We start from the raw sequence: 25,072 nt of genomic DNA on the forward strand, positions 1-25,072 counted from the left end.
CGGGGCCACACCACCAACCTGTACCACCAACCTGTCACCGCCCACCGGCAACCAACCACAAATCGCAACAGCCACTGAGCGCTCCTAGCGGTGCACCAATCACTCGTCGTCGTCGCCGCCGGAGTCCGACCCGCGGATCGACGCCAGCGTCGCGGCCAGTTCGTCGGGTTTGACGAGAACCTCACGGGCCTTGGAACCCTCGCTCGGCCCGACGATGTTGCGGGTCTCCATCAAATCCATCAACCGGCCCGCCTTGGCGAAACCGACGCGCAGTTTGCGCTGCAACATCGACGTCGACCCGAACTGGCTCGACACCACCAACTCGACCGCCTGCAGGAAGACGTCCATGTCGTCGCCGATGTCGGGGTCGACGTCGGTGCGCTCGCTGTTTGTCTTGGCGTTGGTGACGCCCTCGGTGTACTCCGGTTCGGCCTGCGACTTGGTCGCTTCCACGACGGCGTGGATCTCGTCGTCGGTGATGAACGCGCCCTGCAGACGGATCGGCTTATTGGCCCCCATCGGCAGGAACAGCCCGTCGCCCATGCCGATCAGCTTCTCGGCGCCCTGCTGGTCGAGGATGACGCGGCTGTCGGTCAACGACGACGTGGCGAACGCCAACCGTGACGGCACGTTGGTCTTGATCAGGCCGGTGACGACGTCCACCGACGGTCGCTGCGTGGCCAGCACCAGGTGAATGCCTGCCGCGCGGGCCTTCTGGGTGATGCGCACGATCGCATCCTCGACATCGCGCGGGGCGGTCATCATGAGGTCGGCCAACTCGTCGACGATCGCGACGATGTACGGATAGGGCTTGTACTCACGCTGACTTCCCAGCGGTGTGGTGATCTCGCCGGAGCGCACCTTCTTGTTGAAGTCGTCGATATGGCGCACGCGCGAGGCCTGCATGTCCTGATAGCGCTGCTCCATCTCCTCCACCAGCCACGCCAGCGCGGCGGCGGCCTTCTTCGGCTGGGTGATGATCGGCGTGATGAGGTGCGGAATGCCCTCGTAAGGCGTCAGTTCCACCATCTTCGGGTCGATCAGGATCATCCTGACCTCCTCCGGTGTGGCCCGCACCAACAGCGACACCAGCATCGAGTTCACGAAGCTCGACTTACCGGAACCGGTCGAGCCGGCGACCAGCAGATGCGGCATCTTGGCGAGGTTCGCCGAGATGTACTCGCCCTCAATGTCTTTGCCCAAACCGATGACGAGCGGGTGGTGGTCACCCCGGGTACTCGGATCGGTCAGCACGTCAGCCAGGCGCACCATCTCGCGATCCACGTTGGGAACCTCGATACCGACCGCACTCTTGCCCGGGATGGGCGCCAGCATCCGGACACTCTCGGTCGCGACCGCATAGGCGATATTGCGTTGCAGCGCAGTGATCTTCTCGACCTTGACGCCCGGTCCGAGTTCGACCTCGTACCGGGTGACGGTCGGGCCCCGAGTGCATCCGGTGACCGATGCGTTGACCTTGAACTGGTCGAGCACCTCGGTGATCGCCTCGATCATTCGATCGTTGCCCGCGCTGCGCCGTTTCGGAGGATCGCCGGCGATCAGAAGCTCGAGCGACGGAAGCGCGTACGGGCCGTCGACCACGCGGTCCAGCGTCATCGTCGACTGCTTTTGCTTCTTCTTGCGCGTCTTGGCGGTCGGTTCGGGAATCGTCGGCGCTTCGTCGGAGAGCGGGTAGTTCTCCATCGGCGTGCCGGTCGGCCATGCCTGTTCGGCGTCGTAGGCGTTCGGATCGTCGTAGTAGCCGTCGGAGAAATCGTCGGACTCGGATATGACGGCGGTGTCCTCGTCGTCGTACTCGTCGTAGTCGTATTCGTCGTAACCGCGGGCGGAGAACATGGAGCGCACGGTCGAGGGCACTTCGCGAATCGTCGTGCCGGTCACCAGCAAGACGCCGAACAACACACCAATGAACAACAGCGGGGCGGCGATCCACGCTGTCAGCCCGTCGGAGAGCGGACCGCCGATAGCGAACCCGAAGAAGCCCGAGGCATGCCGACGTGCCACCGGATCCTGCGGCGAACCGGCCCACAGATGCCATAACCCGAGCGCGGGCAGCGCGATCATCGCCGAACCCAGGATCAGCCTTGGCCTGGCGTCCGGATCCGGTTCAGTGCGCATGAGCGTCACACCGACGGCTGCCAGAGCGATCGGCACGAGCACGACGGCGGCGCCGATCAGCGTCCGCCAGAACGTGTCGAGCCAGTCACCCACCGGGCCGGCGGCACCGAACCACGAACTCGCCGCGAGGATCACCGCCAGGCCGAGAAGTGCCAACGCGATGCCGTCACGGCGATGACCGGGTTCGAGGTCGCGAGCCCGCCCGACCGAACGCGCGGTGGTGCCCGCGCCTTTGGCCACCATCAGCCAACCCGCCCGCACACCGCGGCCCACCGAGGCACCGGCCGACGAGATGGGTGACGACGTCCGGCGTGGTGACGTGGTCTTGCGCGGCGCCGGCTTACGTCGCGGCGCCGCCCGGCCACCCGATCGCGCGCCCTGTTTTGATCTGGTGGAACGACTTCCAGAGCGCGCGGCGGTCTTACTAGGCATCCTGTAAGCCTAGTCGCTCCAGCCCCATAATCACCATCTGCCACACGGGTAACAGATACGTATCAATTGATGCGGTTTCGCGACTTACCGTGCGGAAATGACCGAAACCAACACGTCGGCGAGCCTGCCGACCACCACCAAAGCGCTGTGCGCCGCCTATGGCGTCATCGCGCTCGTCGCGCTGATCGCCACCTGGAGCCAGAACCTGGCCTACCTCGACCGCGGGGCGGACTTCCTCCGCGTGTTCTGGGAAGAAACCAAGGTCAACCCGGCGTCGCGATCCATCACCGCCGACATCACCCTGTTTCTGCTCGCCGCGGTGATCTTCATGGTGTTCGAGGCACGCAAGCACGGCATCCGCTTCGTCTGGATCTACGTCATCGCCTCGTTCCTCGTCGCGATCAGCGTGACGTTCCCGTTGTTCCTCCTGGCGCGGGAGCTGCGCATACACCGCACCGAGGCCCCGCAGATCGGTCTCGGGGACACCGTCGGACTCGTTCTCGTCGCGGTGCTTGCCGTGGCGTTCACGATCTGGGTCGACGTGGTCTGAATGTCGCAGGGGTCGCTGGGTAGGCTGTGCACTCGTCCAGCAGCACTCACCGAGGAGTCGGCGCCTGATGTCCAACCCAAACGCAGTTGTCGTTGTCGCCACCATGACCGCCAAACCCGAATCCGTTGACACGGTGCGGGACGCCTGCAAGAAGGCCATCGAGGCGGTGCACCAGGAGCCCGGCTGCGAGCTCTACGCGCTGCACGAGGCCAACGGCACCTTCGTGTTCGTCGAGCAGTGGGCCGACGAGGATGCCCTCAAGACGCACAGCACCGCACCGGCCATCGGCGAGCTGTTCGGCGCGGTCGGTGAGCACCTCGACGGGGCGCCCGACATCAAGATGCTGCAGCCGGTTGTCGCCGGCGACCCGAGCAAGGGCGCGCTGCGGTCCTGATGCCCGGGCTCGCAGGCAAAGTCGCGTTCATCACGGGTGCGGCGCGCGGGCAGGGCCGCGCGGAGGCGGTGAAGTTGGCCTCCGACGGCGCCAACATCATCGCCGTCGACCTCTGTGACCAGATCGCCTCGGTGCCCTACCCATTGGCGACGGCCGACGATCTGGCCGAGACCGTGAAGCTCGTCGAGGACACGGGCGCGCGAATAGTGGCTCGCCAGGCCGACGTTCGCGACCAGGATGCGTTGGCCTCGGCAGTGCAGACCGGCGTCGACGAGTTCGGCCGCCTCGACATCGTCGTCGCCAACGCCGGTATCGCGCCGATGCAGTCGGGCGCCGACGGGTGGCGCGATGTGATCGACGTGAACCTCACCGGCGTTCATCACACAGTGGAGGTGGCCAAGGGGGCACTGATCGCCACCGGCGAGGGCGGCTCGATCGTGCTCACCAGTTCGGTCGTGGGCCTGGTCGGGATGGGCAGCGATGATCCCGGTGCGATTGGCTACGTCGCCGCCAAACACGGCATCGTCGGATTGATGCGGCTATACGCCAATCTGCTTGCACCACATAGCATCCGGGTCAACTCGGTGCATCCCGCCGGCGTGGACACCCCGATGATCAACAACGAAGCGACGCGACAGTGGCTGGGCAGCATCGCGGAGAAGTCGCCGCAGGACATGGGCAACGCGCTTCCCGTGCAGGTGCTGCAACCCGAAGACATCGCCAACGCGGTGGCGTGGCTGGTGTCGGACGCCGCGCGTTACGTCACCGGTGTCGCGCTGCCCGTCGACGCCGGGTCGGTGAACAAACGCTGAGCTCTTGCGAGGGAGAAACTCAGGGCGACGAGCATACCGGCCTCGGTGCATGCTGCCCATGTGGCTCAGCAGTTGCAGCCCGCCTCTTCTATCTGTCGGTGATGCCTCCCTGACTGCCCAGCTGCGAGCGAAATATTCGTGGGCAGCGAATAATTCGCTCAGAGGCGGGCAGCCCACAACTGCGTCCAGCGGAGGCTGGCGAGGCTGGCCATACCGGTGATCGGCACCGCGACGTGGCCTAGCCAAACCTGCGAGTCAGATCTCGATGACCGTCGGCACGATCATCGGCTGGCGCCGGTAGACCTCCCCTACCCATTTACCGACGGCGCGCCGCGACGCCTGGGCGATGCGGTTGATATCGGTGACCCGTTCGGCCACAAGCGCTTCGAGTGCCTCTTCGACTTTGCGGGTGGCCGGTTCGAGGGCCTTCGGGTCCTCGGAGAAGCCGCGGGAGTGCAGGTGCGGCGCCGCCGCGGGCTTACCGGTCCCGCGCTGAACGACGACCGTGATGCCGATGAATCCTGAAGAGAGCGTGAGCCGTTGACCGACCACGGCGTCCCCCACATCGCCGGTGACCAGCCCGTCGACGAACATCTTGCCTGTGGGCACCGCGCCCGCGATCGACGCCCGCCCGGCCACCAGGTCGACGCTCACACCGTTCTCGGCCAACACGATGTTGTCCTCGGGCACCCCCGTGCGGGCGGCCAGACCGGCGTTGGCCCGCAACATCCGCCAGGTGCCGTGCACGGGCATCACGTTGCGCGGGCGCACTCCGTTGTAGAGAAATAGCAGTTCACCGGCGTAGGCGTGGCCGGAAACATGTACGCGCACTTGCGCGTTCGTGACGACGCGCGCGCCGATCTTCGCCAACGCGTCCAGCACTCCGAAGATCGCCTCCTCGTTGCCCGGTATCTGCGACGACGACATGATGATGAGGTCGCCCGCAGTCAACGTGATGCTGCGGTGCTCACCGCGCGACATCCGCGACAGCGCCGCCATCGGCTCCCCCTGCGTTCCGGTGGTGACGAGCACGACGCGTTCAGGAGCCATCATCTCCGCGGCGCCGATGTCGATGATGTCGTCATCGTTTTCCAGCGTGAGGTATCCGAGTTCCCTGGCGATCCCCATGTTGCGGACCATCGACCGGCCGACGAACGCCACCTTGCGGCCCAGCGCCACCGAAGCGTCGATGATCTGCTGCACGCGACCGACATTGGAGGCGAAGCAGGCCACGATGACGCGCCCCTGCGCGCTGCGGATCAGCCGGTGCATGTTCGGGCCGATCTCGCTCTCCGACGGCCCCACCCCGGGAATCTCGGCGTTGGTGGAGTCACAGAGGAACAGGTCCACCCCGGCATCGCCGAGTCGCGACATACCGGGCAGGTCGGTGGGTTTCCCGTCGGGCGGGGACTGATCGAGCTTGATGTCGCCGGTGTGCAGCACCGTGCCCGCACCGGTGTGGATCGCGATGGCCAGGCAGCCCGGGATCGAGTGGTTGACCCCGAAGTATTCGCACTCGAACACGCCGTGTCTGGAACTCTGGCCCTCGTCGACTTCGACGAAGACCGGTTTGATCCGGTGTTCGCGGCACTTCTCGGCCACCAGGGCGAGCGTGAACTTCGAGCCCACGACCGGGATGTCACGGCGAAGCTTCAGCAGGAACGGGATCGCGCCGATGTGGTCCTCGTGCGCATGGGTGAGCACCAGCGCCTCCACCTCGTCGAGGCGGTTCTCGATCAGGCGCAGGTCGGGCAGAATCAGGTCGACCCCGGGCTCGTCGTGGGTGGGGAACAAGACCCCGCAGTCGACGATCAGCAACCGACCCAGATGCTCGAAAACGGTCATGTTGCGGCCGATTTCGCTGATCCCGCCCAGCGCAGTGACCCGAAGTCCGCCTGGGGCCAGTGGCCCCGGTTGGTTGAGTTCTTCGTTCACTACCGCAGCACCGCGGCCGCCCGCATATCTGCGGCCAACGCATCGAGTTGTGCAGGGGTGGCCGGTACTTGCGGCAGCCTGGGCTCACCGGCGTCGAAGCCCTGGAGCCGCAGCCCGGCCTTCGACAGCGTCACGCCACCGAGCCGGGCCTGCGCGTCGACCAGCGGGCCCAGCGTGACGTTGATCTTGCGGGCCGTTGCGATATCGCCGGATTGGAAGGCCGAGAACATTTCTCGCAGCTGGCTGGCGGCCAGGTGGCCCCAGACGCTGACGAATCCGACGGCGCCCATGGCCAACCAGGGCAGGTTGAGCGCGTCGTCTCCGGAGTAGTACGCCAGGCCGGTCTCGGCAATGATCTGCCCGCCGCCGTGCAGATCGCCCTTGGCGTCCTTGACGGCCACGATGTTGGGGTGCTCGGCAAGCATGCGCAGCGTCTCCCACTGGATCGGCACCACCGACCGCGGCGGGATGTCGTAGAGCACCACCGGAAGCGGCGTCGCGTCGGCCACCGCGGTGAAGTGAGCCAGCAGCCCAGCCTGCGGCGGGCGCGAGTAGTACGGCGTCACCACCAGCAGCCCGTGCGCACCCTCGGCCGCACACGCTTTGGCCAGATGCACGCTGTGCGCGGTGTCATAAGTGCCCGCACCGGCGATGATGCGTGCCCGGTCGCCCACGGCGTCGAGCACCGCTCGCAGCAGCGCGATCTTCTCGGCGTCGGTCGTGGTCGGCGACTCGCCGGTGGTCCCGGACAGCACCAGGCCGTCACAGCCGGCGTCGACGAGTCGCGTCGCCAGCTGGGCCGCGGCTTCGGTGTCGAGCATGCCGTCGGGCTTGAACGGAGTCACCATCGCGGTCAGCACGGTGCCCAACCGGGCCCTCACATCGATTCCGCTGGTGCTCACGGGGCTCAGATTACTCGTTGATGGTCACGCTTCCGTGGCCAGAGGCGATGTGGCGACCTCCGTGCCGTCGGACAGCGTGGAGATCTCGAAGTCGCTGAACACCTGGGGTGCGACATCGACCAGTCGGCGCAGGCACTCGATGGCCAGCCGACGAATCTCCACGTCGGCGTGCTCGCTGGCCCGCATCGCGATGAAATGCCGCCACGCGCGGTAGTTCCCGGTCACGACGATGCGGGTCTCGGTGGCGTTGGGCAGCACCGCGCGCGCAGCCTGTCGCGCCTGCTTGCGTCGCAGCACACCGAGCTTCTCCCCGGGTTCATCGCCGCGGAACTTCGCTTCCAGGCGTTCGAGCAGCTCGGTGTAGGCGGCGCGGCTGGCGTCGGCCGCGGTGGCGAACATCTCGGTCAACTCGGGGTCGTCCTCGATGCCCGGCGGCACCACCACCTGCGCGTCGTGCTCGGGTACGTACCGCTGCGAGAGCTGCGAATACGAGAAGTGGCGGTGACGGATCAGCTCGTGTGTGCACGACCGCGAGATGCCGGTGATGTAGAAGGACACCGAGGCGTGCTCAAGCACCGAGAAATGCCCGACGTCGATGATGTGCCGAATGTAGGCCGCGTTGGTGGCGGTGCGCGGATTGGGCTTCGACCAGCTCTGATAGCACGCGCGGCCGGCGAATTCGACGAGCGCGGGCCCGCCGTCGGCGTCGGTTTCCCATGGCACTTCCGGCGGCGCGGTGAACTCCGTCTTGGCGATCAGCTGGACGCGCAGCGGCGAGGTCTCGGCCACGGCTCACCCTAACGCGGGTCGTCGGTGATGCCAGTGAGCGCCGAGCCTGCGCCGAGCCGACCGCCGGGTGTGCGGTTTCATCCGCGACTCGCCGGTCGCAGCGGATCAGATCGCACATTCGGCGGCGAACCAAGCGAAGAATCCAGGTTTCGACCGCGCGCGGGCCGGGAACAAATCCGTTCTCAATCGGTGTTACCCAGACGCCGATCTAGAGAGGGAGGGTGACCATGGCCACCGATTACGACGCACCCCGTGTGAAGGAAACCGACGAAGCGGTCGATGAGTCACTCGAGGCGATCGCCGCCCGCCGCGGCCAGGCCGACATCGCAGTTCTCGACGTCGATGACGGCGACGCGGTCGACCCGATCATCCTGCCCGATATGGACCTGTCCGGTGAGGAGCTCACGGTCCGAGTGATCCCGAAGCAGGCCGACGAGTTCACCTGCTCGAGTTGCTTCCTGGTGCAGCACCACAGCCGGCTGGCACTGCAATCCGGCGACCGCACGATCTGCGCGGACTGCGTCTGAGCTCGTTTCCGGCCGGGTGTCGGGTGGTGTCAACCCGACTCTCGGCGCAAGTTGTCGACCAGGTCCCCGTTCGCGCCGACCGTGACGTCTGACAATCCGAGCCACGACGCCATGGTCCGCAGTTCGTCGGCCATCGCCGGAGCTACCCGCGACCGCTCTGCGCCCTCCTCCGCGAACGCGCCCACCACGTGCAGGACGCCCGCGGCCCGATCGGCCTTCAAGTCCACCCGTCCGACCAGCTCACCGTCGAGCAGAAACGGCCACACGTAGTAGCCGTACCGCCGCTTCGGCGCCGGGGTGTAGATCTCGATGCGGTACCTGAAGCCGCCGAACAAGCGCTCCACCCGCGGCCGGAAGAAGATCAGCGGGTCGAAGGGGCACAGCAGCGCCGTTCCGCGGTCGCGTCGCGGAATGATCTGTCCCGCCCGCAGATACGCCGGCCCCTTCCAACCGTCGACCTCCACCGGTTCCAGCTCGCCGTCGGCGACCAGTTTCGCGATCGCAGGCTTCACCTGCCCCGGCGACAACCGGAAATAGTCGCGAATGTCCTGTTCGGTGCCCACACCGAGAGCGCCCGACGCCCTCAGCACCAACTCCCTGACGGCGTCCGCGTCATCGACCTCGCGGGTGAACACCTCCGGCGGCAGCACCCGCTCCGACAGGTCGTAGTGCCGCGCGAATCCGACCCGGGTGGCCGTCGTCAGCACCCCCGAGGCGAACAACGCCTCGGTCACCCACTTCGTGTCGCTGCGGTCCCACCACGGACCCTTCCGGCCGCGTTGTTCGGCGCCCAGATACGCCTCGATCTCGCCTGCGGTTGACGGGCCCAACGCCGTCACGGCGCTGACTACGTCGTCAACCAGCTTGGCGTTCTTCTTGACGATCTCCTTGCCCCACCGGCCGTGCGTGTACTCGCGCATCCGCCAGCGCAGAAGCGGCCAATCGTCGACGGCCATCAGCGCCGCCTCGTGCGCCCAGTACTCGACCAGCATCCGCGGAGCGCGCGCCGCATGACTCCACGCCGCCCGATCGAGCACATCGCGGTCGTAGGGGCCGAGCCGGCTGAACACCGGCGCGTAATGCGCGCGCACCGACACCGACACCGAATCCAACTGCAACACCTGGATCCGCGAGATCAGCCTGCGCAGATGCGCCCGGGTAACGGGGCCCCGCGGACGCGGCTCGGCGAAGCCCTGCGCGGCGACGGCGACACGCCGCGCCTGATCGGCCGTGAGTCTGCTCGGCACGTCTTCATCGTGCCGGACGCCACTGACAGCGCGTCAGCGCCGCCGGTAGGTGTAGTACCGGTACCGCAGACCCGAGGTGCTGACCTGCCAGTCGCCGGCCTCGCCGACCCAGTCCTCGTCGAGCACCGGCGCCAGCGCGTCGTCGTCCTCGCGGTGCAGGTCGAGATCGACCTCGGTGACCTCGCAGCGGGTGGCGATCGGCAACGCCAGCGCGTATACCTCGTTGCCGCCGATCACCCAGATCTGGTCACCGGTCAGGGCGTCCTCGAGTGAAGTCACCACCCGCGCGCCCTCGGCCGCGTAGTCGGGCCGGCGGGTCAGCACGACGTTGTCGCGTCCCGGCAGCGGCCGGACCTTGGCCGGCAACGACTCCCACGTGCGCCGGCCCATCACGACGGTGTGGCCCATCGTCAGTTCCTTGAAGCGGGCCTGATCCTCGGGCAGGCGCCACGGGATACCGCCGTTGCGACCGATGACTCCAGAGCTCGACTGTGCCCAGATGAGCCCGACGTTAGACCGCAACCGGCGCCTTGATCGCCGGATGCGGGTCGTAATTGAGGATGGCCACGTCTTCGTAGGTGTAGTCGAAGATCGAATCGCGCGGCGCAAGAACGAGTTCGGGGTACGGCCGGGGATCGCGGCTGAGCTGCAACTGCACCTGCTCGACGTGATTGTCGTAGATGTGGCAGTCCCCGCCGGTCCAGATGAACTCGCCGACCTCCAGTCGGGCCTGCGCTGCCATCATGTGGGTCAGCAGCGCGTAGCTGGCGATGTTGAACGGCACCCCGAGGAACAGATCGGCGCTGCGCTGATACAGCTGGCACGACAGTTTGCCGTCGGCGACGTAGAACTGGAAGAACGCGTGGCACGGCGGCAACGCCATCTGCGGAATCTCCCCGACGTTCCACGCCGAGACGATGTTGCGGCGCGAGTCGGGATCGGTCTCCAGCAGGTCCAGCGCGGCGCTGATCTGGTCGATGTGCTCGCCCGACGGCGTCGGCCACGAACGCCACTGCACACCGTACACAGGACCGAGATCCCCTGTCGGAGAAGCCCATTCGTCCCAGATGGTGATGCCGCGCTCCTGCAACCAGCGCACGTTCGAGTCGCCGCGCAGGAACCACAGCAACTCGTAGACGATCGACTTGGTGTGCACCTTCTTGGTGGTGATCAGCGGAAAGCCGGCCGCGAGGTCGTAGCGCATCTGGTGGCCGAACACACTGCGGGTGCCGGTGCCGGTGCGGTCGGACTTCGGGATGCCGCGCTCCATCACCAGCCGCAGAAGATCCTCGTACGGGGTGGCGATCGGCACGTCGGTCAGCTTACTTCCCGACCCGGCGGGTAGAACGGAGGCCATGCCGAGCATCTCCGCGACCGTCACCACTGCCGACGGCACCTGCCCCGTGACCCTGCACACCCCGAACGGCCCCGGACCGTGGACCGGTGTCGTGATGTACGTCGACGCCGGCGGGGTCCGCGACACCTTTCAGGAGATGGCGGCGCGGCTGGCCGGCTTCGGCCATGCGGTGCTGCTCCCCGACGTCTACTACCGTCACGGCGACTGGGAGCCGTTCGACATGCGGACCGCGTTCACCGACGCCAAGCAGCGCAAGCGTCTGTTCGGGATGATCTCCTCGATCACCCCCGACATGATGGCCTCCGACGCCGCGGCGTTCTTCGACTTCCTGCAGTCACGGCCCGAGGTCAAGGGCGACGCGTTCGGGGTCTGCGGCTACTGCATGGGCGGGCGCACCTCGGTCATCGTCGCCGGGCGGGTGCCCGACCGGGTCGCCGCGGCGGGATCCTTCCACGCCAGCGGTCTCGTCACCGACGAACCCACCAGCCCGCACCTGCTCGCCGACCGGATGAAGGCCACCGTCTATGTCGCAGGCGCAAAGAACGACCAGGGCTTCACGAACGCGCATGCCGAGACCCTCGACAAGGCTCTGACCGCAGCGAACGTCGCCCATACGGTGGAGTTCTATCCAGCCGGCCACGGCTTCGCGGTGCCCGACAACGCCCCGTACGACGAAGAGGCCGCCCAACGGCACTGGATCGCCCTGCAGGAGTTGTTCGAATCCGCTCTGCCCAATTGAGGCGCGTTCCACCGGGTCCGATCGCAGCCTGCCGGGTCGATACGCGACGATAATCCGATGGACGTTCAGGATCACGGCGCTCACGCGGACCACGACGACGTCGGCTCGCGTATCGACCCGGTGCTGGCCCGCAGTTGGCTGCTGGTGAACGGCGCACAGTACGACCGGTTCGCCCCTGCCGTGCGGTCCCGAGCCGACATCGTCGTGCTGGACATCGAGGACGCGGTCGCGCCGAAGGACAAGACCGTCGCCCGCGACAACGTCATCCGCTGGCTGACCGAGGGCAACACCGACTGGGTCCGCGTCAACGGCTTCGGAACGCCGTGGTGGGCCGACGACCTCGACGCGCTCGCGAAAACGTCGGTCGGTGGGGTGATGCTGGCGATGGTCGAATCCGTCGACCACGTCACCGAAACCGCCAATCGGCTACCGGGGGTGCCGATCGTCGCGCTGGTCGAAACGGCCCGGGGGCTCGAACGCATCACCGCGATCGCCGCCGCGAAGGGCACGTTCCGGCTGGCCTTCGGCATCGGCGACTTCCGGCGCGACACCGGCTTCGGCGAAAGTCCGACCACCCTTGCTTACGCGCGGTCGCGGTTCACGATCGCGGCGAAGGCCGCCCACCTCCCGAGCGCGATCGACGGCCCGACGGTCGGTTCGAGTGCGCTCAAGCTCAGCGAGGCCACGGCGGTGTCGGTCGAATTCGGTATGACGGGCAAGATCTGCCTGACACCCGAGCAGTGCACCACCGTCAACGAGGGGCTTTCCCCGTCACCCGAGGAAATCGCCTGGGCCAAGGAGTTTTTCGTCGAGTTCGAACGCGACGGCGGTGAGATCCGCAACGGGTCCGATCTACCCCGTATCGCCAGGGCGAACAAGATCATCGATCTGGCCCGCGCGTACGGCATCGAGGTGTCGGAGTTCGACGACGTCGACGATCCGGCGCACATCCCGGCTCCGTCGGACACCTACCACTACTGAGGTCTACGACGTCCGCGCAGCACCATTTGCAGCGACCGCAGCAGACCGCGTGCCGCGTAGATCCCGGCGACAATCGTCGCGAGGATCATCACGATGAACATCAGCAGCCAGTTCGTCCGGTCGTGGTCGACGTTCCACCAGACGATGGTGAACAGGATCGCGCAGAGAAACACCACGACGTCGCGCCAGTTGCCGCGATAGGACATCGCCGCCAGCCGCAGGTCGCGGCTGCGCTCAGCGGCGCTGATCATGTCTTCGATGCGATGGTCGATGCTGGCTTTCAGCCGCGCCTTGAGTTCGGGTTGGTCGTCGGGTATGCGCTCGAGCAGGTCCATGTCCTTGGCGATCAGTCCGCGGAAGTCAGGTCCGCGGAGGTTGCCCGCGGCGATCCCGAGCAGTGCCCCGCCCGCGAGTGGCGCTGCGCCCAAGGCGAGTTCGGCGATTCCGGGCATGACTAGTCCTCCATCAGCGTCGCGGCCAGTGTGCCACCGAGTTCGTAGGCGCGTTCGCGCACGCCCGCGTCGACGCCGCCGACGACCTCCAGCGCATCGGCGGCTCTGGTCAGGGCGAGCCCGGTCGCGAGCTTGTCCACGGCGTTGACCGCGCCGACGGTGTCGTTGTTGCCGTGCACCCACACGCCGTACGGCCGGCCGCCGACGTGGTCGAGGCTCGGGTAGTAGACGGTGTCGAAGAAGTGCTTGAGCGCGCCGCTCATGTACCCGAAGTTGGCCGTGGTTCCGAACAGGTAGCCGTCTGCGTCGAGCATGTCGGGCAGGGTGGCGGCCAGCGCGGGCCTGACCACGGTCTCGACGCCCTCGATGTCGGGATCCCCGGCGCCGGCGAGAACGGCCTCCAGCAGCTCGCGAGTTCCGGGCGACGGCGTGTGGTGCACGACCAACAGGGTCTTACTCATCGGTCCCGCTCCTCCATCTCGACAGCCCTCTTCATCGCTTCGCGCGCGCGGCTGCGGTCACCGGCGTAGTCGTAGGCACGCGCCAGTCGATACCACCGTCGCCAGTTGTGCGGGTCGTTGTCTAGTTCCGCACGCACGGTGACGAACAACGCGTCGGCGGCGTCGCGCTGGATTCGCCCGGACGGCATCCGCGGTAGCGCGCTGACGTCGAGTTCCATCCCCTCGTCGTGGCAGATCCGCGCGAGCCGCTGATGGGCCAGGCCGGCGCGCAGCGTGCTGAGCATGGCCCACAGCCCGATCAGCGGAAGCACCATCAGCGCCAGCCCCAACCCGACTGCGGCGGGCTCCCCGGTCGTGACGAATGCCATCGCGAGGCGGCCCAGCAGCACGAAGTACACGACCAGCGCGACGCACATGAAGCCGATCAGCAGTTGAATGCGCAGGACGCGCCCGCCTTCAGCCATCAGAGGTCGAGAAGCGGCTCGATACCCACGGTGAGCCCCGGCCGTTCGGCCACCCGCCGCACCGCGAGCAGGACTCCCGGCACGAAGGAGGTCCGGTCCAGGCTGTCGTGCCGGATCGTCAGCGTCTCCCCCTGCGTGCCGAACAGCACCTCCTGATGAGCGACCAGCCCGGCCAGGCGCACCGAATGAACCGGAACCCCGTTGACGTCAGCACCCCGCGCGCCGTCAAGACCGGTACTGGTGGCATCGGGGTTGGGCGGCATGTCTTTTCGCGCCTCGGCGATGAGTCGCGCGGTGCGCGCCGCGGTGCCGGACGGGGCGTCGGCCTTGTGCGGATGGTGCAGTTCGATGACTTCAACCGATTCGAAGTGCCGCGCGGCCTGCTGGGCGAAATGCATGGACAACACCGCGCCGATCGCGAAGTTCGGCGCGATCAGGACCGCCGCATCGGGTTTGGCGTCCAGCCATTCCCGGACGGTGTCCAACCGCTCGTCGGTGAACCCGGTGGTGCCGACGACGGCGTGTATCCCGTTGCCGATGAGGAACTCGAGGTTGTCCATCACGACGTCGGGATGGGTGAAGTCGATGACGACCTCGGTCTGGCTGTCTGTCAGCAGGCTCAACGGATCGCCCGCGTCGACTCCCGCGGTGAAGGTCAGGTCTTCGGCGGCTTGCACGGCCTCGACCATCGTCGCGCCGACCTTGCCCTTTGCTCCCAGCACTCCGACTCGCATGGCGTCACCTTATCCACCCGGGGCCCAGCTTGATCGACGCGACCGGATCGCCGCTTTCGGTGACGGCGCCCCCTGAAAGCGGGTAACCATGCATGAGGACACCGGAACGACAGCAGATGGAGTTCGAAGTGACGGATATGAGTGGACGGCCCGAGCAGCAGCTGGGCGACCAGCGGCCCGCACGCCAGGTCATCGCGACGTTCGACAACTATCCCGAGGCGCAACGGCTGGTGGACCGCATGTCCGACGGCGGCTTCCCCGTCGAGCACGTGCGCATCATCGGCGATGATCTGCGCACGGTCGAACGCATCACCGGACGGATGACCAAGGGACGGGCGGCGTTCGCCGGCGCCGCGAGCGGCGCTTGGTTCGGGTTGTTCATCGGGCTGCTGTTCGCGATTTTCACGGTAGGCCCGGTGTGGATCGTGACCATGCTGATCGCGCTGACGATCGGCGCATTCTGGGGCGCGGTGTTCGGGTTCGTCGCGCATGTGACGACCAGAGGCGAACGGGACTTCTCCAGCGTCGAGACACTCGAAGCCCGGCGCTACGAGGTGTGCGTGCCGCCGCAGTACGCCGCCGACGCAGCGCGTTACACCCAAATGGCCTGAGCAGCAATGCTTCCCGTCGCTAGAGCGGCGACGCCCCTCGCAGGTGTTCGAAGATCAGCGACGTTTGAGTACCGGCCACGTCGGCATCGGCGTTGAGGTTCTCCACTACGAACGACCGTAGGTCGTCGGTGTCACGCGCGGCGACGTGGAGGATGAAGTCGTCGGCGCCCGCGAGGAAGTACACGTCCATCACCTGCGGCCTGCGCCGGATCTGCTGGATGAAGCTGTGGATCCGGCCACGAGCGCTGGACTGCAGGCTCACCGAGATCATCGCCTGAAGCGGCAGACCGATCGCGGCCGGATCGATGTCGGTGTAGAAACCGCGGATCACCCCCGACTCCTGCAGTCGGCGGACCCGGCCGTGGCATGTCGACGGCGCAATCCCGACCGCCTCGGCCAGTGCGTTGTTCGATATCCGCGCGTCACGGTGCAGCGCGGTGAGAATGCGGCGGTCGACGTCGTCGAGGGGAACCGGGCGAACATCCTTCGGGCCGACGCCCCCTGAAGCCCGAGGAAATGAAGATGTTTCGCTCACACAGTAATTCTACAGAAGTTCAAACGCGATAATTGCAGATCCATCGAAGTTTCTTCACACTGGGGGCGGAATCCAATAGAGGAGCGGTCATGCGCGTCGGTATTCCGACCGAGATCAAGAACAACGAATACCGGGTCGCGATCACCCCGGCCGGAGTCGCCGAGTTGGTGCACCGCGGCCACGAGGTGATCCTTCAGGCCGGTGCCGGCGACGGTTCGGCGATCTCGGACGCCGATTTCAAACGCGCAGGCGCGCAGCTGATCGACAGCGCCGACCAGGTGTGGGCCGAGGCCGAGCTCCTGCTCAAGGTCAAGGAGCCGATCGAAGCCGAATACCACCGGATGCGTCGGGGCCAGACGCTGTTCACCTACCTGCACCTGGCGGCGTCGCGGCCGTGCACTGAAGCGCTGATGGCTTCGGGGACGACGTCGATCGCCTACGAAACCGTCCAGACCGCCGACGGCGCCCTTCCGTTGCTGGCCCCGATGAGCGAGGTTGCCGGACGGTTGGCGGCCCAGGTCGGGGCCTACCACTTGATGCGCAGCCACGGAGGCCGCGGCGTCTTGATGGGCGGCGTTCCGGGCGTGGCTCCCGCCGACGTCGTCGTGATCGGCGGCGGCACCGCCGGCCGTGACGCCGCGCGGGTGGCCGCGGGCATGGGCGCGCACGTCACCGTGTTCGATGTCAGCCTCGACAAGCTGCGCGCCGTCGATGCGGAGTTCGGCGGGCGCATCGGAACCCGTTACTCCTCGGCGCTGGATCTCGAGGATGCGGTGAAGGACGCCGACCTCGTCGTCGGCGCGGTCCTGGTGCCGGGCGCCAAAGCGCCGAAATTGGTGACGAATTCGACTGTCGCCCAGGTGAGACCGGGCGCGGTGCTGGTCGACATCGCCATCGACCAGGGCGGGTGCTTCGAAGATTCGCGTCCGACCACGCACGACGACCCGACGTATGCCGTGCACGACACGCTCTTCTACTGCGTCGCCAATATGCCCGGCGCGGTGCCGCGCAGCTCGACCTTCGCCCTGACCAACGCGACCATGCCGTACGTGCTCAAGCTGGCCGAGGCGGGCTGGCGGGCGGCGTGCCGGGCCGATGCCTCCCTCGCGAGGGGTCTGTCCACCCACGAAGGCGCCCTGCTGTCCGCACAGGTCGCCGCCGACCTCGACCTGCGGTACACGGATCCGTCGTTGCTGCTCTGAGTCCACGCTCAGCGTGTTTGCCGGGCACCCTTAAACGTGCCGGTGCAAAAAGATAGGGATTCGCCCGATTCCTCCGTCACGCTCCATGCCATACCGTTTAGTCCAGCGGCTGACGCTCGGTGCAGGGGGGGCGAAGAGCGTGGGGGGCAGCCGCTGACAAGCCAGCTTGACCCGGTCCCGAGGGGTGACCGGGCAAAGCTGGCGCCTTCATCGGATATCAGGCCAGCAGGCCGGCGACCAGCACAGAAGCCACTTCACCGACCAGCTGCCGGTCGTTCGGGATGTCGGGGTCGTTTGCCGCGGTCCTGGTCATGATTGCCAGCAGCAATCGCTCACCGGCCGGGCCGAACGCGATACCGACGTCGTTGGTGCTCGCGTAGTCACCGCTGCCGGTCTTGTCGGCCGTCGCCCAGCCCGGCGGCAGCACCGGTCGCACGCTCGACGTCTGATTGGCCCGCATCCAGTCCTCGAGCTGCCGCCGCTGCGGGTCGGCGAGCACGTTGCCGGTGAGTATCGCCCGGTAACCGGTTCCGATGGCCTCGGGTGTGGTGGTGTCGCGCGGATCTCCTGGGACCGCCGCGTTCAGCTCGATCTCCCACCGGTCGAGCCGGGACCGTTCGTCGCCGATGCTGCGGGCGAAGTCGGTCACGCCGGACGGACCACCGATCACCCGCAGCAGCCAGTTGCCCGCGGCGTTGTCGCTTCGCTGCAGGGCGGCCTGACACAACTCCGCCCACGTCATCGTCTGCCCGACGCGCGCCTCGGTCACCGGCGAGTTGGGGACGATATCGCCCGGCTCGATGGTGACGCGATCGGTGAGCGCGAGCTCACCGCGCTCGGCCTTCTGCAGCACCCGCGCGGCGGCGTAGGTCTTGAACGTCGAACACATCGCGAACGGGTCCTGCGCGCGATGCGCGATGGTGTGCCCGGTGCCGAGATTGGTTGCGAACACTCCGATCAACGCGTTCTGGCGACGCTCCATCTCGCCGAGCCGATCCTCGATCGGCGGTAAGGGACGGTTGGGGTCGGCCATGACGGCCTTGTGCGGAGAGGCGGCGAGCGCCGCGAGTGTCAATCCACCGATCAGAACGTGACGACGTGACAACCCAGTCATGGGCTCCCAGCGTAGGTGATCAGCCGGCGATGGCCCGAAGCGGCTGAGGCAGTGACCGTTTCGATTGAAGCGGACCCAACACAGCGCCGCCGTAGGGCCGCCGCAGAAGCCGGCGCGCGACGGCGTTGACCTCGTCGAGCGTGACCGCGTCGATCTTCGCCAACGTCTCGTCGATGGTGCGGTGTTCACCGAAATGCAGTTCGCTGCGGCCGATGCGGTTCATTCGCGAACCCGAATCCTCCAGGCCGAGCACCAGTCCGCCGCGCAGGGAACCCTTTGCGATCCGGCACTCGTCTTCGGTGATCCCATCGCTCGCGACGGCCTCGAGCACATCGGTGGTCACGCGGGCAACCTCGTCGAAGCGGTCCGGCAGGCACCCCGCGTACACCGACAGCGCGCCGCTGTCGGAGAAGGTGTCGATCGTCGAGTACACCGAGTACGCCAACCCGCGGGCCTCCCGAATCTCCTGGAACAGCCGCGAACTCAGGCCCCCGCCGAGCGCGGTGTTCAGCACCGACAGCGCCCAGCGGTGCTCCCAGTGCCTGCCCGGCGTACGCACACCCAGCGAAAGGTGCGTCTGTTCGGAGTCCCGGTTGACCAGTTCCAGCCTCGGGCGTCCGCCCACCCGGCCGGCGCCTTTGCGGGGCGGCACCGGTGTGCGGCCACGCATTAGACGCGCGCCGAAGTACTCGCGCGCCAGCGACACCACGTCGTCGTGATCGACGTTGCCCGCCACCGCGAGCACCATCCGCTCGGGGGTGTAGCGGCGGAGGTGGAAGGAGTGCAGTTGGGCGCGTGTCATCGAGGAGATCGAGTCCACGCTGCCGATCACCGGGCGTCCAACCGGATGCGAGCCGAACATCGCGGCGAGGAACTCGTCGCCGAGGGTGTCCTCGGGATCGTCGTCGCGCATCGCGATCTCCTCGAGCACCACGTCGCGTTCGACCTCGACGTCCTCGGCCGCGCACTGTCCGCGCAAGACGACGTCGGCGACGAGGTCGACGGCCAACTCCAGATCGGAGTCGAGCACGTGCGCGTAGTAGCAGGTGTGCTCGCGGGCGGTGAAGGCGTTCAGCTCGCCGCCGACCGCATCGACGGCCTGCGCGATGCTCACCGCCGACCGGGTCGGCGTCGACTTGAACAGCAAGTGCTCGAGGAAGTGCGCCGCACCCGCGACACTCGGGCCCTCGTCGCGCGAACCGACGTTGACCCATAGCCCGACCGACGCCGAATGCACCGACGGGAGGTACTCGGTGACCACACGCAGGCCACCGGGTAACACCGTGCGACGCACTGCCTCCGCTGATCTGTCGCCACGTTCGGTGTGGCGCAACGCCCTAACTGCTGGCCGCTGCGGCATCTGCCGGCGCGGCGTCGGAATTGGACGCGGCTCCATCTTCCTGTTCATCGACGAGGATCAGCGAGATCTTCCCGCGGTTGTCGATGTCGGCGATCTCCACACGCAACTTGTCGCCGACCTTGACGACGTCCTCGACCTTGGCGATCCGCTTGCCACGTCCCAGCTTCGAGATGTGGACCAGCCCGTCGCGACCCGGCAACAAGGAAACGAAAGCTCCAAAGTCGGTGGTCTTCACCACAGTTCCGAGGAACCGCTCGCCGACCTTGGGCAGCTGCGGATTGGCAATCGCGTTGATCTTGTCGATCGCCGCCTGCGCCGACGGTCCGTCGGTCGCGCCGACGAACACCGTGCCGTCGTCCTCGATGGAGATCGACGCGCCGGTCTCTTCGGTGATCTGGTTGATGATCTTGCCTTTGGGCCCGATCACCTCGCCGATCTTGTCGACGGGCACCTTGATGGTGGTGATCCGCGGGGCGTACGGGCTCATCTCGTCGGGCCCGTCGATGGCCTCGGCCATCACCTCGAGGATCGTCAGCCGGGCGTCCTTGGCCTGCGAAAGCGCACCGGCCAGCACCTGCGACGGAATGCCGTCGAGCTTGGTGTCCAACTGCAGCGCGGTGACGAACTCCTTGGTGCCCGCGACCTTGAAGTCCATGTCGCCGAACGCGTCCTCGGCACCGAGGATGTCGGTGAGCGCGACGAACCGGCGCTCAGTCTTGCCATCAACCTCGATGTCATCGGACACCAGACCCATCGCGATGCCCGCGACCGGAGCCTTGAGCGGCACACCGGCGTTGAGCAGCGCGAGCGTCGAAGCGCACACCGAGCCCATCGACGTCGAACCGTTCGAGCTCAACGCCTCCGACACCTGGCGGATCGCGTACGGGAACTCCTCGACGCTGGGCAGCACCGGCATCAGCGCCCGCTCCGCCAGCGCACCGTGGCCGATCTCGCGGCGCTTGGGCGAACCGACACGGCCGGTCTCACCGGTCGAGTAGGGCGGGAAGTTGTAGTGATGCATGTAGCGCTTGGAGGTTTCGGGCCCCAGCGAGTCGATCTGCTGGGCCAGCTTCATCATGTCGAGTGTGGTGACACCCAGGATCTGGGTCTCGCCACGCTCGAACAGCGCGCTGCCGTGCGCCCGCGGCACGACGGCGACCTCGGCGCTCAACGCGCGGATGTCGGTGATACCGCGGCCGTCGATGCGGAAGTGATCAGTCAGGATACGTTGGCGCACAAGCTTTTTGGTCAGCGAACGGAACGCGGCGCCGACCTCCTTCTCGCGGCCCGCGTACTGCTCGGCCAGCCGCTCGAGCACCTCGGCCTTGATCTCGTCGGTGCGGTCGTTGCGCTCGGCCTTACCGGCGATGGTCAGCGCCTCCGACAACGCGTCGGTGGCCACCGAGGCCACGGCGTAGTAGACGTCTTCGCCGTACTCCGGGAACACCGGGTAGTCGGCGGTCGGCTTGGCAGCGCGCTGCGCCAGCTCCTGCTGGGCTGCGCACAGGCTCGCGATGAACGGTTTGGCGGCCTCCAGGCCCTCGGCCACGACGCTCTCGGTGGGCGCCTGCGCACCGCCGGCGATCAACTCGACGACGTTGTCGGTGGCCTCGGCCTCGACCATCATGATCGCTACGTCGTCGCCCTCGATGGCACGACCGGCGACGACCATGTCGAACACCGCCCGCTCGAGCTGCTCGACGGTCGGGAAGGCGACCCAGGTCCCGTCGATCAGCGCGACGCGCACGCCGCCGACCGGCCCGGAGAACGGCAGTCCGGCGATCTGCGTGGACGCCGACGCGGCGTTGATCGCGACCACGTCGTACAGATCCTTGGGATCGAGGCTCATGACGGTGACCACGACCTGGATCTCGTTGCGCAGGCCGTCGACGAACGTCGGGCGCAGCGGACGATCGATCAGCCGGCAGGTCAGGATCGCGTCGGTCGACGGGCGGCCCTCGCGGCGGAAGAACGAACCGGGGATGCGACCCGCGGCGTACATGCGCTCTTCGACGTCGATGGTCAACGGAAAGAAGTCGAAATGGTCTTTGGGGTTCTTGCTGGCCGATGTCGCCGAGAGCAACATCGTCTCGTCGTCGAGGTAGGCGACGACGGCGCCGGCGGCCTGCTGGGCCAGCCGGCCGGTCTCGAAACGGATGGTGCGGGTGCCGAAGCTCCCGTTGTCGATCACGGCGGTCGCTTCGTACACGCCGTCTTCAATTTCAACTACAGACATAGGTGTCCGTATGGCCTCTCTGGTTCAGTGTCTCCACTGTTTAGCTGTTTTCGCGTCGTCACAGCGCTTGAACCACCGGCCTCGATGCGGCTACGGCCATCGATCGAAGCTGCCGGCAGTTCTTCCGGCAGCCACTACCGAAGACCGCGCGATCGAGCAGGTCCTGGTTATGACACGCGGGAGCGGTGCTCGCGGAGCTGCGAAAACCGCACCCAGGTCGTTCGCGCCTCAACGGCAGTCGAACGAGGCCATCGTACTCTGCGGGGAGTACCCGGCCGAATCCCGTCGCGCGTTCGCGCGGCGGTACGAGGTCAGCGACGCAGGCCGAGTCGTTCGATCAGCGTGCGGTACCGCTGGACGTCGACCTGGGCCACGTACTTGAGCAGCCGGCGCCTGCGGCCGACGAGCAGCAGCAGACCGCGCCGCGAGTGGTGATCGTGCTTGTGCACCTTCAGGTGCTCGGTGAGGTCGATGATCCGCTTGGTCAGCAGGGCGACCTGCGCCTCCGGCGAGCCGGTATCGGTGTCATGCAGGCCGTAGTCGCTCAGGATCGACTTCTTCTCTTCGGCGGTAAGCGCCACGAAACAACTCCATCTTTTTCAGTCCGCGGAAGGGGGCGTGTAAGCCCCGGGAAGGCGCAGCCGCCGCGAACTGCAGCGCACGCCCGGTCGGCAGGCAGTCTAGCAGCGGCCGAGGTGAGCGGCGAAATCGCAGCTCAACACCGGTGTCACCGAGCCAAGAGTGTGCGGGCGTGTTCGGTGTCGCGGCTCATCTGCTCCACCAGGTCGTCGACGTTGGCGAATTTCTCCTGGCCGCGCAACCGGGCCACGAAATCGACGGCGACGTGCTGGCCGTACAGGTCGGCGGTGGTGTCGAGCACGAATGCCTCGACGGTGCGGGTGCGTCCGGAGAACGTCGGATTGGTCCCCACCGAGACCGCGGCCTGGTACCGCTCGCCGGGGATGACGCTGCCCGCGACCGGACCGTGGCCGAGCACGGTGAACCACGCGGCGTAGACGCCGTCGGCGGGAATCGCCGAGTACATGGGCGGCGCCACGTTGGCGGTCGGAAAGCCCAGCACCTTGCCCCGTCCGTCGCCGCGCACGACGACCCCCTCGACGCGGTGCGGGCGCCCCAACGCCTCGGCCGCGGCGACGACGTCGCCCGCGTCGACGCAGGACCGGATGTAGGTCGAGGAGAACGTGACGGCCTGGTCCCGGTCGGTGTCGGCCACCCCAAAAGCGTCGGAGACCAGCGTCATGCTCTCCACGGCGAAGCCGAACCGCTCGCCGGCCTGGCGCAGCAACTCGACGTTGCCCGCCGCCTTCTTGCCGAAGGTGAAGTTCTCCCCCACGACGACCTCGACCACGTGCAGGCGTTCGACCAGAAGTTCGTGGATGTAGCGCTCCGGGGTCAGCTTCATGAAGTCGGCGGTGAACGGCATGACCAGGAAGACGTCGACGCCGAGTTCCTCGACCAGTTCGGCGCGCCGGGTCAGGGTGGTCAGCTGGGCGGGATGGCTGCCCGGGAAGACGACCTCCATCGGGTGCGGGTCGAAGGTCATCAGCACCGTGGGCACGCCGCGGGACCGGCCGGCCTTGACCGCGTGGTTGATCAGCTCCTGGTGTCCGCGATGCACACCGTCGAAAACCCCGATGGTGACCACGCATCGGCCCCAGTCCGTCGGGATCTCGTCTTGTCCCCGCCAGCGCTGCACGAGGGCAAGCCTACGGCGCGACAGGAGTCCCCCGCGTCGCCGGATCCCCCGGATGAGGTGAGTATTGCCTAAACTTTGTCATTGTGAATCCTGCCGGCGATGCGCGTGACCTGACGACGGTTGCCCAGGACTACCTGAAAGTCATCTGGACCGTTCAGGAGTGGTCGCAGGAGAAGGTGAGCACCAAGCTGCTGGCCGAGCGTCTCGGCGTGTCGGCCAGCACCGCCTCGGAGTCGATCCGCAAGCTCGCCGACCAGGGTCTGGTCGACCACGAGAAGTACGGAGCGGTGACGCTGACCGAAGCCGGCCGGGCCGCCGCCCTGGCGATGGTGCGCAGGCACCGGCTGATGGAGACGTTCCTCGTGCGCGAGCTGGGCTACAGCTGGGACGAGGTGCACGACGAAGCCGAGGTGCTCGAGCACGCGGTGTCGGACCGGATGCTCGACCGCATCGACGCCAAGCTCGGGCATCCGACGCGCGATCCACACGGCGATCCGATTCCGGCCGCCGACGGACGCGTGCCCGCCCCGGACGCGCGCCAGTTGTCGGCCTGCAACGACGGCGACCGCGGGACGATAGCGCGCATCTCGGACGCCGATCCGGAGATGCTGCGGTACTTCGACAGTGTCGGCATCAGCCTGGACTCGCGCCTTCGCGTGGTGGCCCGGCGCGACTTCGCCGGCATGATCTCGGTGGCCATCGAGTCGACAGACGGCGACGACACCACCGTCGAGCTGGGAAGCCCCGCCGCAGAAGCGATCTGGGTGGTGGCGAGCTAGCGCGTTGGTCGCTGTGGCGGGCCGCCGACCTCTTCGACGAGTGCCCACCTATCAGCGAATTATTCGCTGCCAGCGAATTTTTCGCTGCAAGGCGGGCGCCTTCCCGAATGGTCGGTTGCGATAACCGGCCACCGGATTTTCGCCAGGCTCCACATTCGCGGGGTGTCCCCTCAGCTTCGTTCGACGGCGGCAGGCTGTTCCTCGGACATCGTGAGGCCGGAGGCCCGCACGAGCACCGCCAGCACGATCGCGACGAACAGCAGTGCGGGCACATCGCCCACCAGATGCCCGGTCTGGTGCTCACCGCGCACCGACTGCACCGCCATGATGACGGCGTGCACGACGCTGGACCACACCGCGAACCAGATCAGGCTCAGATGAGCGCGCGGATTACGCGCCGCCCACACCAGAAAGACCCCGAGGGTCGCATACAGCCCGACGATCATCATGAAGTAGTCGGAGTGATGCGGCGGTCCCGGATGCCACGCCCAACCTGACGGCCACACCGCGGCAAGCGGATACAGGCAGAGGGCGACCACGCCGAACACGCCCAATGCGATCTGAAGTGCCTTGTACGGAGACGCCATTTTCGGCTCCTATCTC

Annotated in this window: 26 protein-coding genes and 1 pseudogene; 9 read left to right on the forward strand and 18 right to left on the reverse strand. The window is 67.0% G+C overall.

Features of this window, described 5'->3' with window-relative positions; genetic code table 11:
- Positions 1 to 99 precede the first annotated feature (99 nt).
- Positions 100 to 2,615, reverse strand: a pseudogene (locus AU192_RS03970) (FtsK/SpoIIIE family DNA translocase).
- Positions 2,616 to 2,668: 53 nt separating this feature from the next.
- On the opposite strand from AU192_RS03970, the gene AU192_RS03975 reads away from it, so the two are divergent.
- The 3 genes from AU192_RS03975 to AU192_RS03985 all read left to right on the forward strand — a co-directional run bounded on the left by AU192_RS03975 (position 2,669) and on the right by AU192_RS03985 (position 4,327).
- Entirely contained in the window at positions 2,669 to 3,121 is a 453-nt protein-coding gene (locus tag AU192_RS03975; protein ID WP_064394453.1) for a DUF2834 domain-containing protein, read from the forward strand.
- A gap of 67 nt (positions 3,122 to 3,188) precedes the next feature.
- Positions 3,189 to 3,515 (forward strand): putative quinol monooxygenase, encoded by a 327-nt coding sequence (locus AU192_RS03980; protein WP_064394455.1) that lies wholly within the window; start codon positions 3,189 to 3,191, stop codon positions 3,513 to 3,515.
- Entirely contained in the window at positions 3,515 to 4,327 is an 813-nt protein-coding gene (locus AU192_RS03985; RefSeq protein WP_064394458.1) for a mycofactocin-coupled SDR family oxidoreductase, read from the forward strand. The genes AU192_RS03980 and AU192_RS03985 overlap by 1 nt, the downstream gene beginning before the upstream one ends.
- 255 nt (positions 4,328 to 4,582) lie before the next feature.
- On the opposite strand, the gene AU192_RS03990 is transcribed toward AU192_RS03985, so the two are convergent.
- The 3 genes from AU192_RS03990 to thyX are packed head-to-tail and all read right to left on the reverse strand — an operon-like array spanning position 4,583 to position 7,953.
- Positions 4,583 to 6,262 carry a ribonuclease J gene (locus tag AU192_RS03990; RefSeq protein WP_064394461.1) on the reverse strand — a complete coding sequence of 560 codons (1,680 nt, stop codon included), beginning with the start codon at positions 6,260 to 6,262 and terminating at the stop codon, positions 4,583 to 4,585.
- On the reverse strand, positions 6,262 to 7,164 hold the full coding sequence (gene dapA, locus AU192_RS03995) for a 4-hydroxy-tetrahydrodipicolinate synthase (RefSeq protein WP_064394463.1): 903 nt from the start codon (positions 7,162 to 7,164) through the stop codon (positions 6,262 to 6,264). The genes AU192_RS03990 and dapA overlap by 1 nt, the downstream gene beginning before the upstream one ends.
- A 24-nt stretch (positions 7,165 to 7,188) precedes the next feature.
- Positions 7,189 to 7,953, reverse strand: a complete 765-nt coding sequence (gene thyX / locus AU192_RS04000; RefSeq protein ID WP_064394465.1) for an FAD-dependent thymidylate synthase — start codon at positions 7,951 to 7,953, stop codon at positions 7,189 to 7,191.
- A gap of 227 nt (positions 7,954 to 8,180) precedes the next feature.
- Between thyX and AU192_RS04005 the strand changes: the two genes are divergently transcribed.
- Positions 8,181 to 8,480, forward strand: a complete 300-nt coding sequence (locus AU192_RS04005; RefSeq protein WP_066841475.1) for a DUF4193 domain-containing protein — start codon at positions 8,181 to 8,183, stop codon at positions 8,478 to 8,480.
- Between the two features lie 29 nt (positions 8,481 to 8,509).
- Here the strand turns inward: AU192_RS04005 and AU192_RS04010 are convergent, their stop codons facing one another.
- From AU192_RS04010 to AU192_RS04020, 3 genes are read right to left on the reverse strand one after another with little or no spacing between them, the layout of a single operon-like run.
- Entirely contained in the window at positions 8,510 to 9,727 is a 1,218-nt protein-coding gene (locus AU192_RS04010; RefSeq protein ID WP_064394468.1) for a winged helix-turn-helix domain-containing protein, read from the reverse strand.
- A 33-nt stretch (positions 9,728 to 9,760) separates the two neighbouring features.
- On the reverse strand, positions 9,761 to 10,249 hold the full coding sequence (locus tag AU192_RS04015; RefSeq protein ID WP_064394471.1) for a dihydrofolate reductase: 489 nt from the start codon (positions 10,247 to 10,249) through the stop codon (positions 9,761 to 9,763).
- Positions 10,239 to 11,039 (reverse strand): thymidylate synthase, encoded by an 801-nt coding sequence (locus AU192_RS04020; protein ID WP_064394592.1) that lies wholly within the window; start codon positions 11,037 to 11,039, stop codon positions 10,239 to 10,241. The genes AU192_RS04015 and AU192_RS04020 overlap by 11 nt, the downstream gene beginning before the upstream one ends.
- 43 nt (positions 11,040 to 11,082) lie before the next feature.
- On the opposite strand from AU192_RS04020, the gene AU192_RS04025 reads away from it, so the two are divergent.
- Entirely contained in the window at positions 11,083 to 11,823 is a 741-nt protein-coding gene (locus tag AU192_RS04025; RefSeq protein WP_064394473.1) for a dienelactone hydrolase family protein, read from the forward strand.
- A 57-nt stretch (positions 11,824 to 11,880) separates the two neighbouring features.
- Complete coding sequence (locus AU192_RS04030; RefSeq protein ID WP_064394475.1) at positions 11,881 to 12,804, forward strand: HpcH/HpaI aldolase/citrate lyase family protein; 924 nt, start codon at positions 11,881 to 11,883, stop codon at positions 12,802 to 12,804.
- On the opposite strand, the gene AU192_RS04035 is transcribed toward AU192_RS04030, so the two are convergent.
- The 4 genes from AU192_RS04035 to dapB are packed head-to-tail and all read right to left on the reverse strand — an operon-like array spanning position 12,798 to position 14,915.
- Positions 12,798 to 13,256 carry a hypothetical protein gene (locus AU192_RS04035; protein ID WP_064394477.1) on the reverse strand — a complete coding sequence of 153 codons (459 nt, stop codon included), beginning with the start codon at positions 13,254 to 13,256 and terminating at the stop codon, positions 12,798 to 12,800. The two genes, AU192_RS04030 and AU192_RS04035, sit on opposite strands and share 7 nt — an antisense overlap.
- Before the next feature lie 2 nt (positions 13,257 to 13,258).
- Positions 13,259 to 13,717 (reverse strand): flavodoxin family protein, encoded by a 459-nt coding sequence (locus AU192_RS04040; protein ID WP_064394479.1) that lies wholly within the window; start codon positions 13,715 to 13,717, stop codon positions 13,259 to 13,261.
- Positions 13,714 to 14,181 (reverse strand): hypothetical protein, encoded by a 468-nt coding sequence (locus tag AU192_RS04045; RefSeq protein ID WP_064394481.1) that lies wholly within the window; start codon positions 14,179 to 14,181, stop codon positions 13,714 to 13,716. Before AU192_RS04045 ends, AU192_RS04040 begins: the two co-directional genes overlap by 4 nt.
- The gene (gene dapB / locus AU192_RS04050) at positions 14,181 to 14,915 is read right to left on the reverse strand and encodes a 4-hydroxy-tetrahydrodipicolinate reductase (RefSeq protein WP_064394482.1); all 735 of its coding nucleotides are present in this window, start codon (positions 14,913 to 14,915) and stop codon (positions 14,181 to 14,183) included. Before dapB ends, AU192_RS04045 begins: the two co-directional genes overlap by 1 nt.
- A 92-nt stretch (positions 14,916 to 15,007) precedes the next feature.
- On the opposite strand from dapB, the gene AU192_RS04055 reads away from it, so the two are divergent.
- Positions 15,008 to 15,526 (forward strand): YflT domain-containing protein, encoded by a 519-nt coding sequence (locus tag AU192_RS04055; RefSeq protein ID WP_233151215.1) that lies wholly within the window; start codon positions 15,008 to 15,010, stop codon positions 15,524 to 15,526.
- 19 nt (positions 15,527 to 15,545) lie between these two features.
- Here AU192_RS04055 and aldR read toward each other — a convergent pair whose 3' ends face one another.
- A complete protein-coding gene (aldR, locus tag AU192_RS04060) occupies positions 15,546 to 16,061 on the reverse strand; it encodes an HTH-type transcriptional regulator AldR (RefSeq protein ID WP_064394484.1) in 516 nt (171 codons plus the stop codon).
- An 89-nt stretch (positions 16,062 to 16,150) separates the two neighbouring features.
- Here aldR and ald point away from each other — a divergent pair, with 89 nt between their 5' ends.
- Positions 16,151 to 17,263: an alanine dehydrogenase gene (ald, locus tag AU192_RS04065; protein ID WP_064394485.1), complete on the forward strand. Its 1,113-nt coding sequence runs from the start codon at positions 16,151 to 16,153 to the stop codon at positions 17,261 to 17,263.
- Between the two features lie 217 nt (positions 17,264 to 17,480).
- Here ald and bla read toward each other — a convergent pair whose 3' ends face one another.
- The 5 genes from bla to AU192_RS04090 all read right to left on the reverse strand — a co-directional run bounded on the left by bla (position 17,481) and on the right by AU192_RS04090 (position 23,690).
- Positions 17,481 to 18,377, reverse strand: a complete 897-nt coding sequence (gene bla / locus AU192_RS04070) for a class A beta-lactamase (protein WP_064394487.1) — start codon at positions 18,375 to 18,377, stop codon at positions 17,481 to 17,483.
- A 19-nt stretch (positions 18,378 to 18,396) separates the two neighbouring features.
- A complete protein-coding gene (locus AU192_RS04075) occupies positions 18,397 to 19,737 on the reverse strand; it encodes a M16 family metallopeptidase (protein WP_064394489.1) in 1,341 nt (446 codons plus the stop codon).
- On the reverse strand, positions 19,715 to 21,973 hold the full coding sequence (locus tag AU192_RS04080) for a polyribonucleotide nucleotidyltransferase (protein ID WP_064394491.1): 2,259 nt from the start codon (positions 21,971 to 21,973) through the stop codon (positions 19,715 to 19,717). Before AU192_RS04080 ends, AU192_RS04075 begins: the two co-directional genes overlap by 23 nt.
- A gap of 311 nt (positions 21,974 to 22,284) precedes the next feature.
- Entirely contained in the window at positions 22,285 to 22,554 is a 270-nt protein-coding gene (gene rpsO / locus AU192_RS04085) for a 30S ribosomal protein S15 (protein ID WP_064394493.1), read from the reverse strand.
- Positions 22,555 to 22,700: 146 nt separating this feature from the next.
- A complete protein-coding gene (locus AU192_RS04090) occupies positions 22,701 to 23,690 on the reverse strand; it encodes a bifunctional riboflavin kinase/FAD synthetase (RefSeq protein WP_082694234.1) in 990 nt (329 codons plus the stop codon).
- 83 nt (positions 23,691 to 23,773) lie between these two features.
- Here AU192_RS04090 and mntR point away from each other — a divergent pair, with 83 nt between their 5' ends.
- Entirely contained in the window at positions 23,774 to 24,469 is a 696-nt protein-coding gene (mntR, locus tag AU192_RS04095) for a manganese-binding transcriptional regulator MntR (RefSeq protein WP_064394496.1), read from the forward strand.
- A 170-nt stretch (positions 24,470 to 24,639) separates the two neighbouring features.
- On the opposite strand, the gene AU192_RS04100 is transcribed toward mntR, so the two are convergent.
- Positions 24,640 to 25,056 carry a DUF6632 domain-containing protein gene (locus tag AU192_RS04100; RefSeq protein WP_064394498.1) on the reverse strand — a complete coding sequence of 139 codons (417 nt, stop codon included), beginning with the start codon at positions 25,054 to 25,056 and terminating at the stop codon, positions 24,640 to 24,642.
- Between the last annotated feature and the right edge of the window lie 16 nt (positions 25,057 to 25,072).

Origin of the sequence: Mycobacterium lehmannii (assembly GCF_001499925.1) — a bacterium.
Lineage (GTDB): Bacteria > Actinomycetota > Actinomycetes > Mycobacteriales > Mycobacteriaceae > Mycobacterium > Mycobacterium lehmannii.

What these genes read in the sequence shown, in the direction of transcription:
- AU192_RS03975 (WP_064394453.1), top strand. Translation starts at nt 2,669, where the DNA reads ATGACCGAAACCAACACGTCGGCGAGCCTGCCGACCACCACCAAAGCG.
- AU192_RS03980 (WP_064394455.1), top strand. Translation starts at nt 3,189, where the DNA reads ATGTCCAACCCAAACGCAGTTGTCGTTGTCGCCACCATGACCGCCAAA.
- AU192_RS03985 (WP_064394458.1), top strand. Translation starts at nt 3,515, where the DNA reads ATGCCCGGGCTCGCAGGCAAAGTCGCGTTCATCACGGGTGCGGCGCGC.
- AU192_RS04005 (WP_066841475.1), top strand. Translation starts at nt 8,181, where the DNA reads ATGGCCACCGATTACGACGCACCCCGTGTGAAGGAAACCGACGAAGCG.
- AU192_RS04025 (WP_064394473.1), top strand. Translation starts at nt 11,083, where the DNA reads ATGCCGAGCATCTCCGCGACCGTCACCACTGCCGACGGCACCTGCCCC.
- AU192_RS04030 (WP_064394475.1), top strand. Translation starts at nt 11,881, where the DNA reads ATGGACGTTCAGGATCACGGCGCTCACGCGGACCACGACGACGTCGGC.
- AU192_RS04035 (WP_064394477.1), bottom strand. Translation starts at nt 13,256, where the DNA reads ATGCCCGGAATCGCCGAACTCGCCTTGGGCGCAGCGCCACTCGCGGGC.
- AU192_RS04040 (WP_064394479.1), bottom strand. Translation starts at nt 13,717, where the DNA reads ATGAGTAAGACCCTGTTGGTCGTGCACCACACGCCGTCGCCCGGAACT.
- AU192_RS04045 (WP_064394481.1), bottom strand. Translation starts at nt 14,181, where the DNA reads ATGGCTGAAGGCGGGCGCGTCCTGCGCATTCAACTGCTGATCGGCTTC.
- dapB (WP_064394482.1), bottom strand. Translation starts at nt 14,915, where the DNA reads ATGCGAGTCGGAGTGCTGGGAGCAAAGGGCAAGGTCGGCGCGACGATG.
- AU192_RS04055 (WP_233151215.1), top strand. Translation starts at nt 15,008, where the DNA reads ATGAGGACACCGGAACGACAGCAGATGGAGTTCGAAGTGACGGATATG.
- ald (WP_064394485.1), top strand. Translation starts at nt 16,151, where the DNA reads ATGCGCGTCGGTATTCCGACCGAGATCAAGAACAACGAATACCGGGTC.
- bla (WP_064394487.1), bottom strand. Translation starts at nt 18,377, where the DNA reads ATGACTGGGTTGTCACGTCGTCACGTTCTGATCGGTGGATTGACACTC.
- AU192_RS04075 (WP_064394489.1), bottom strand. Translation starts at nt 19,737, where the DNA reads ATGCCGCAGCGGCCAGCAGTTAGGGCGTTGCGCCACACCGAACGTGGC.
- AU192_RS04080 (WP_064394491.1), bottom strand. Translation starts at nt 21,973, where the DNA reads ATGTCTGTAGTTGAAATTGAAGACGGCGTGTACGAAGCGACCGCCGTG.
- AU192_RS04100 (WP_064394498.1), bottom strand. Translation starts at nt 25,056, where the DNA reads ATGGCGTCTCCGTACAAGGCACTTCAGATCGCATTGGGCGTGTTCGGC.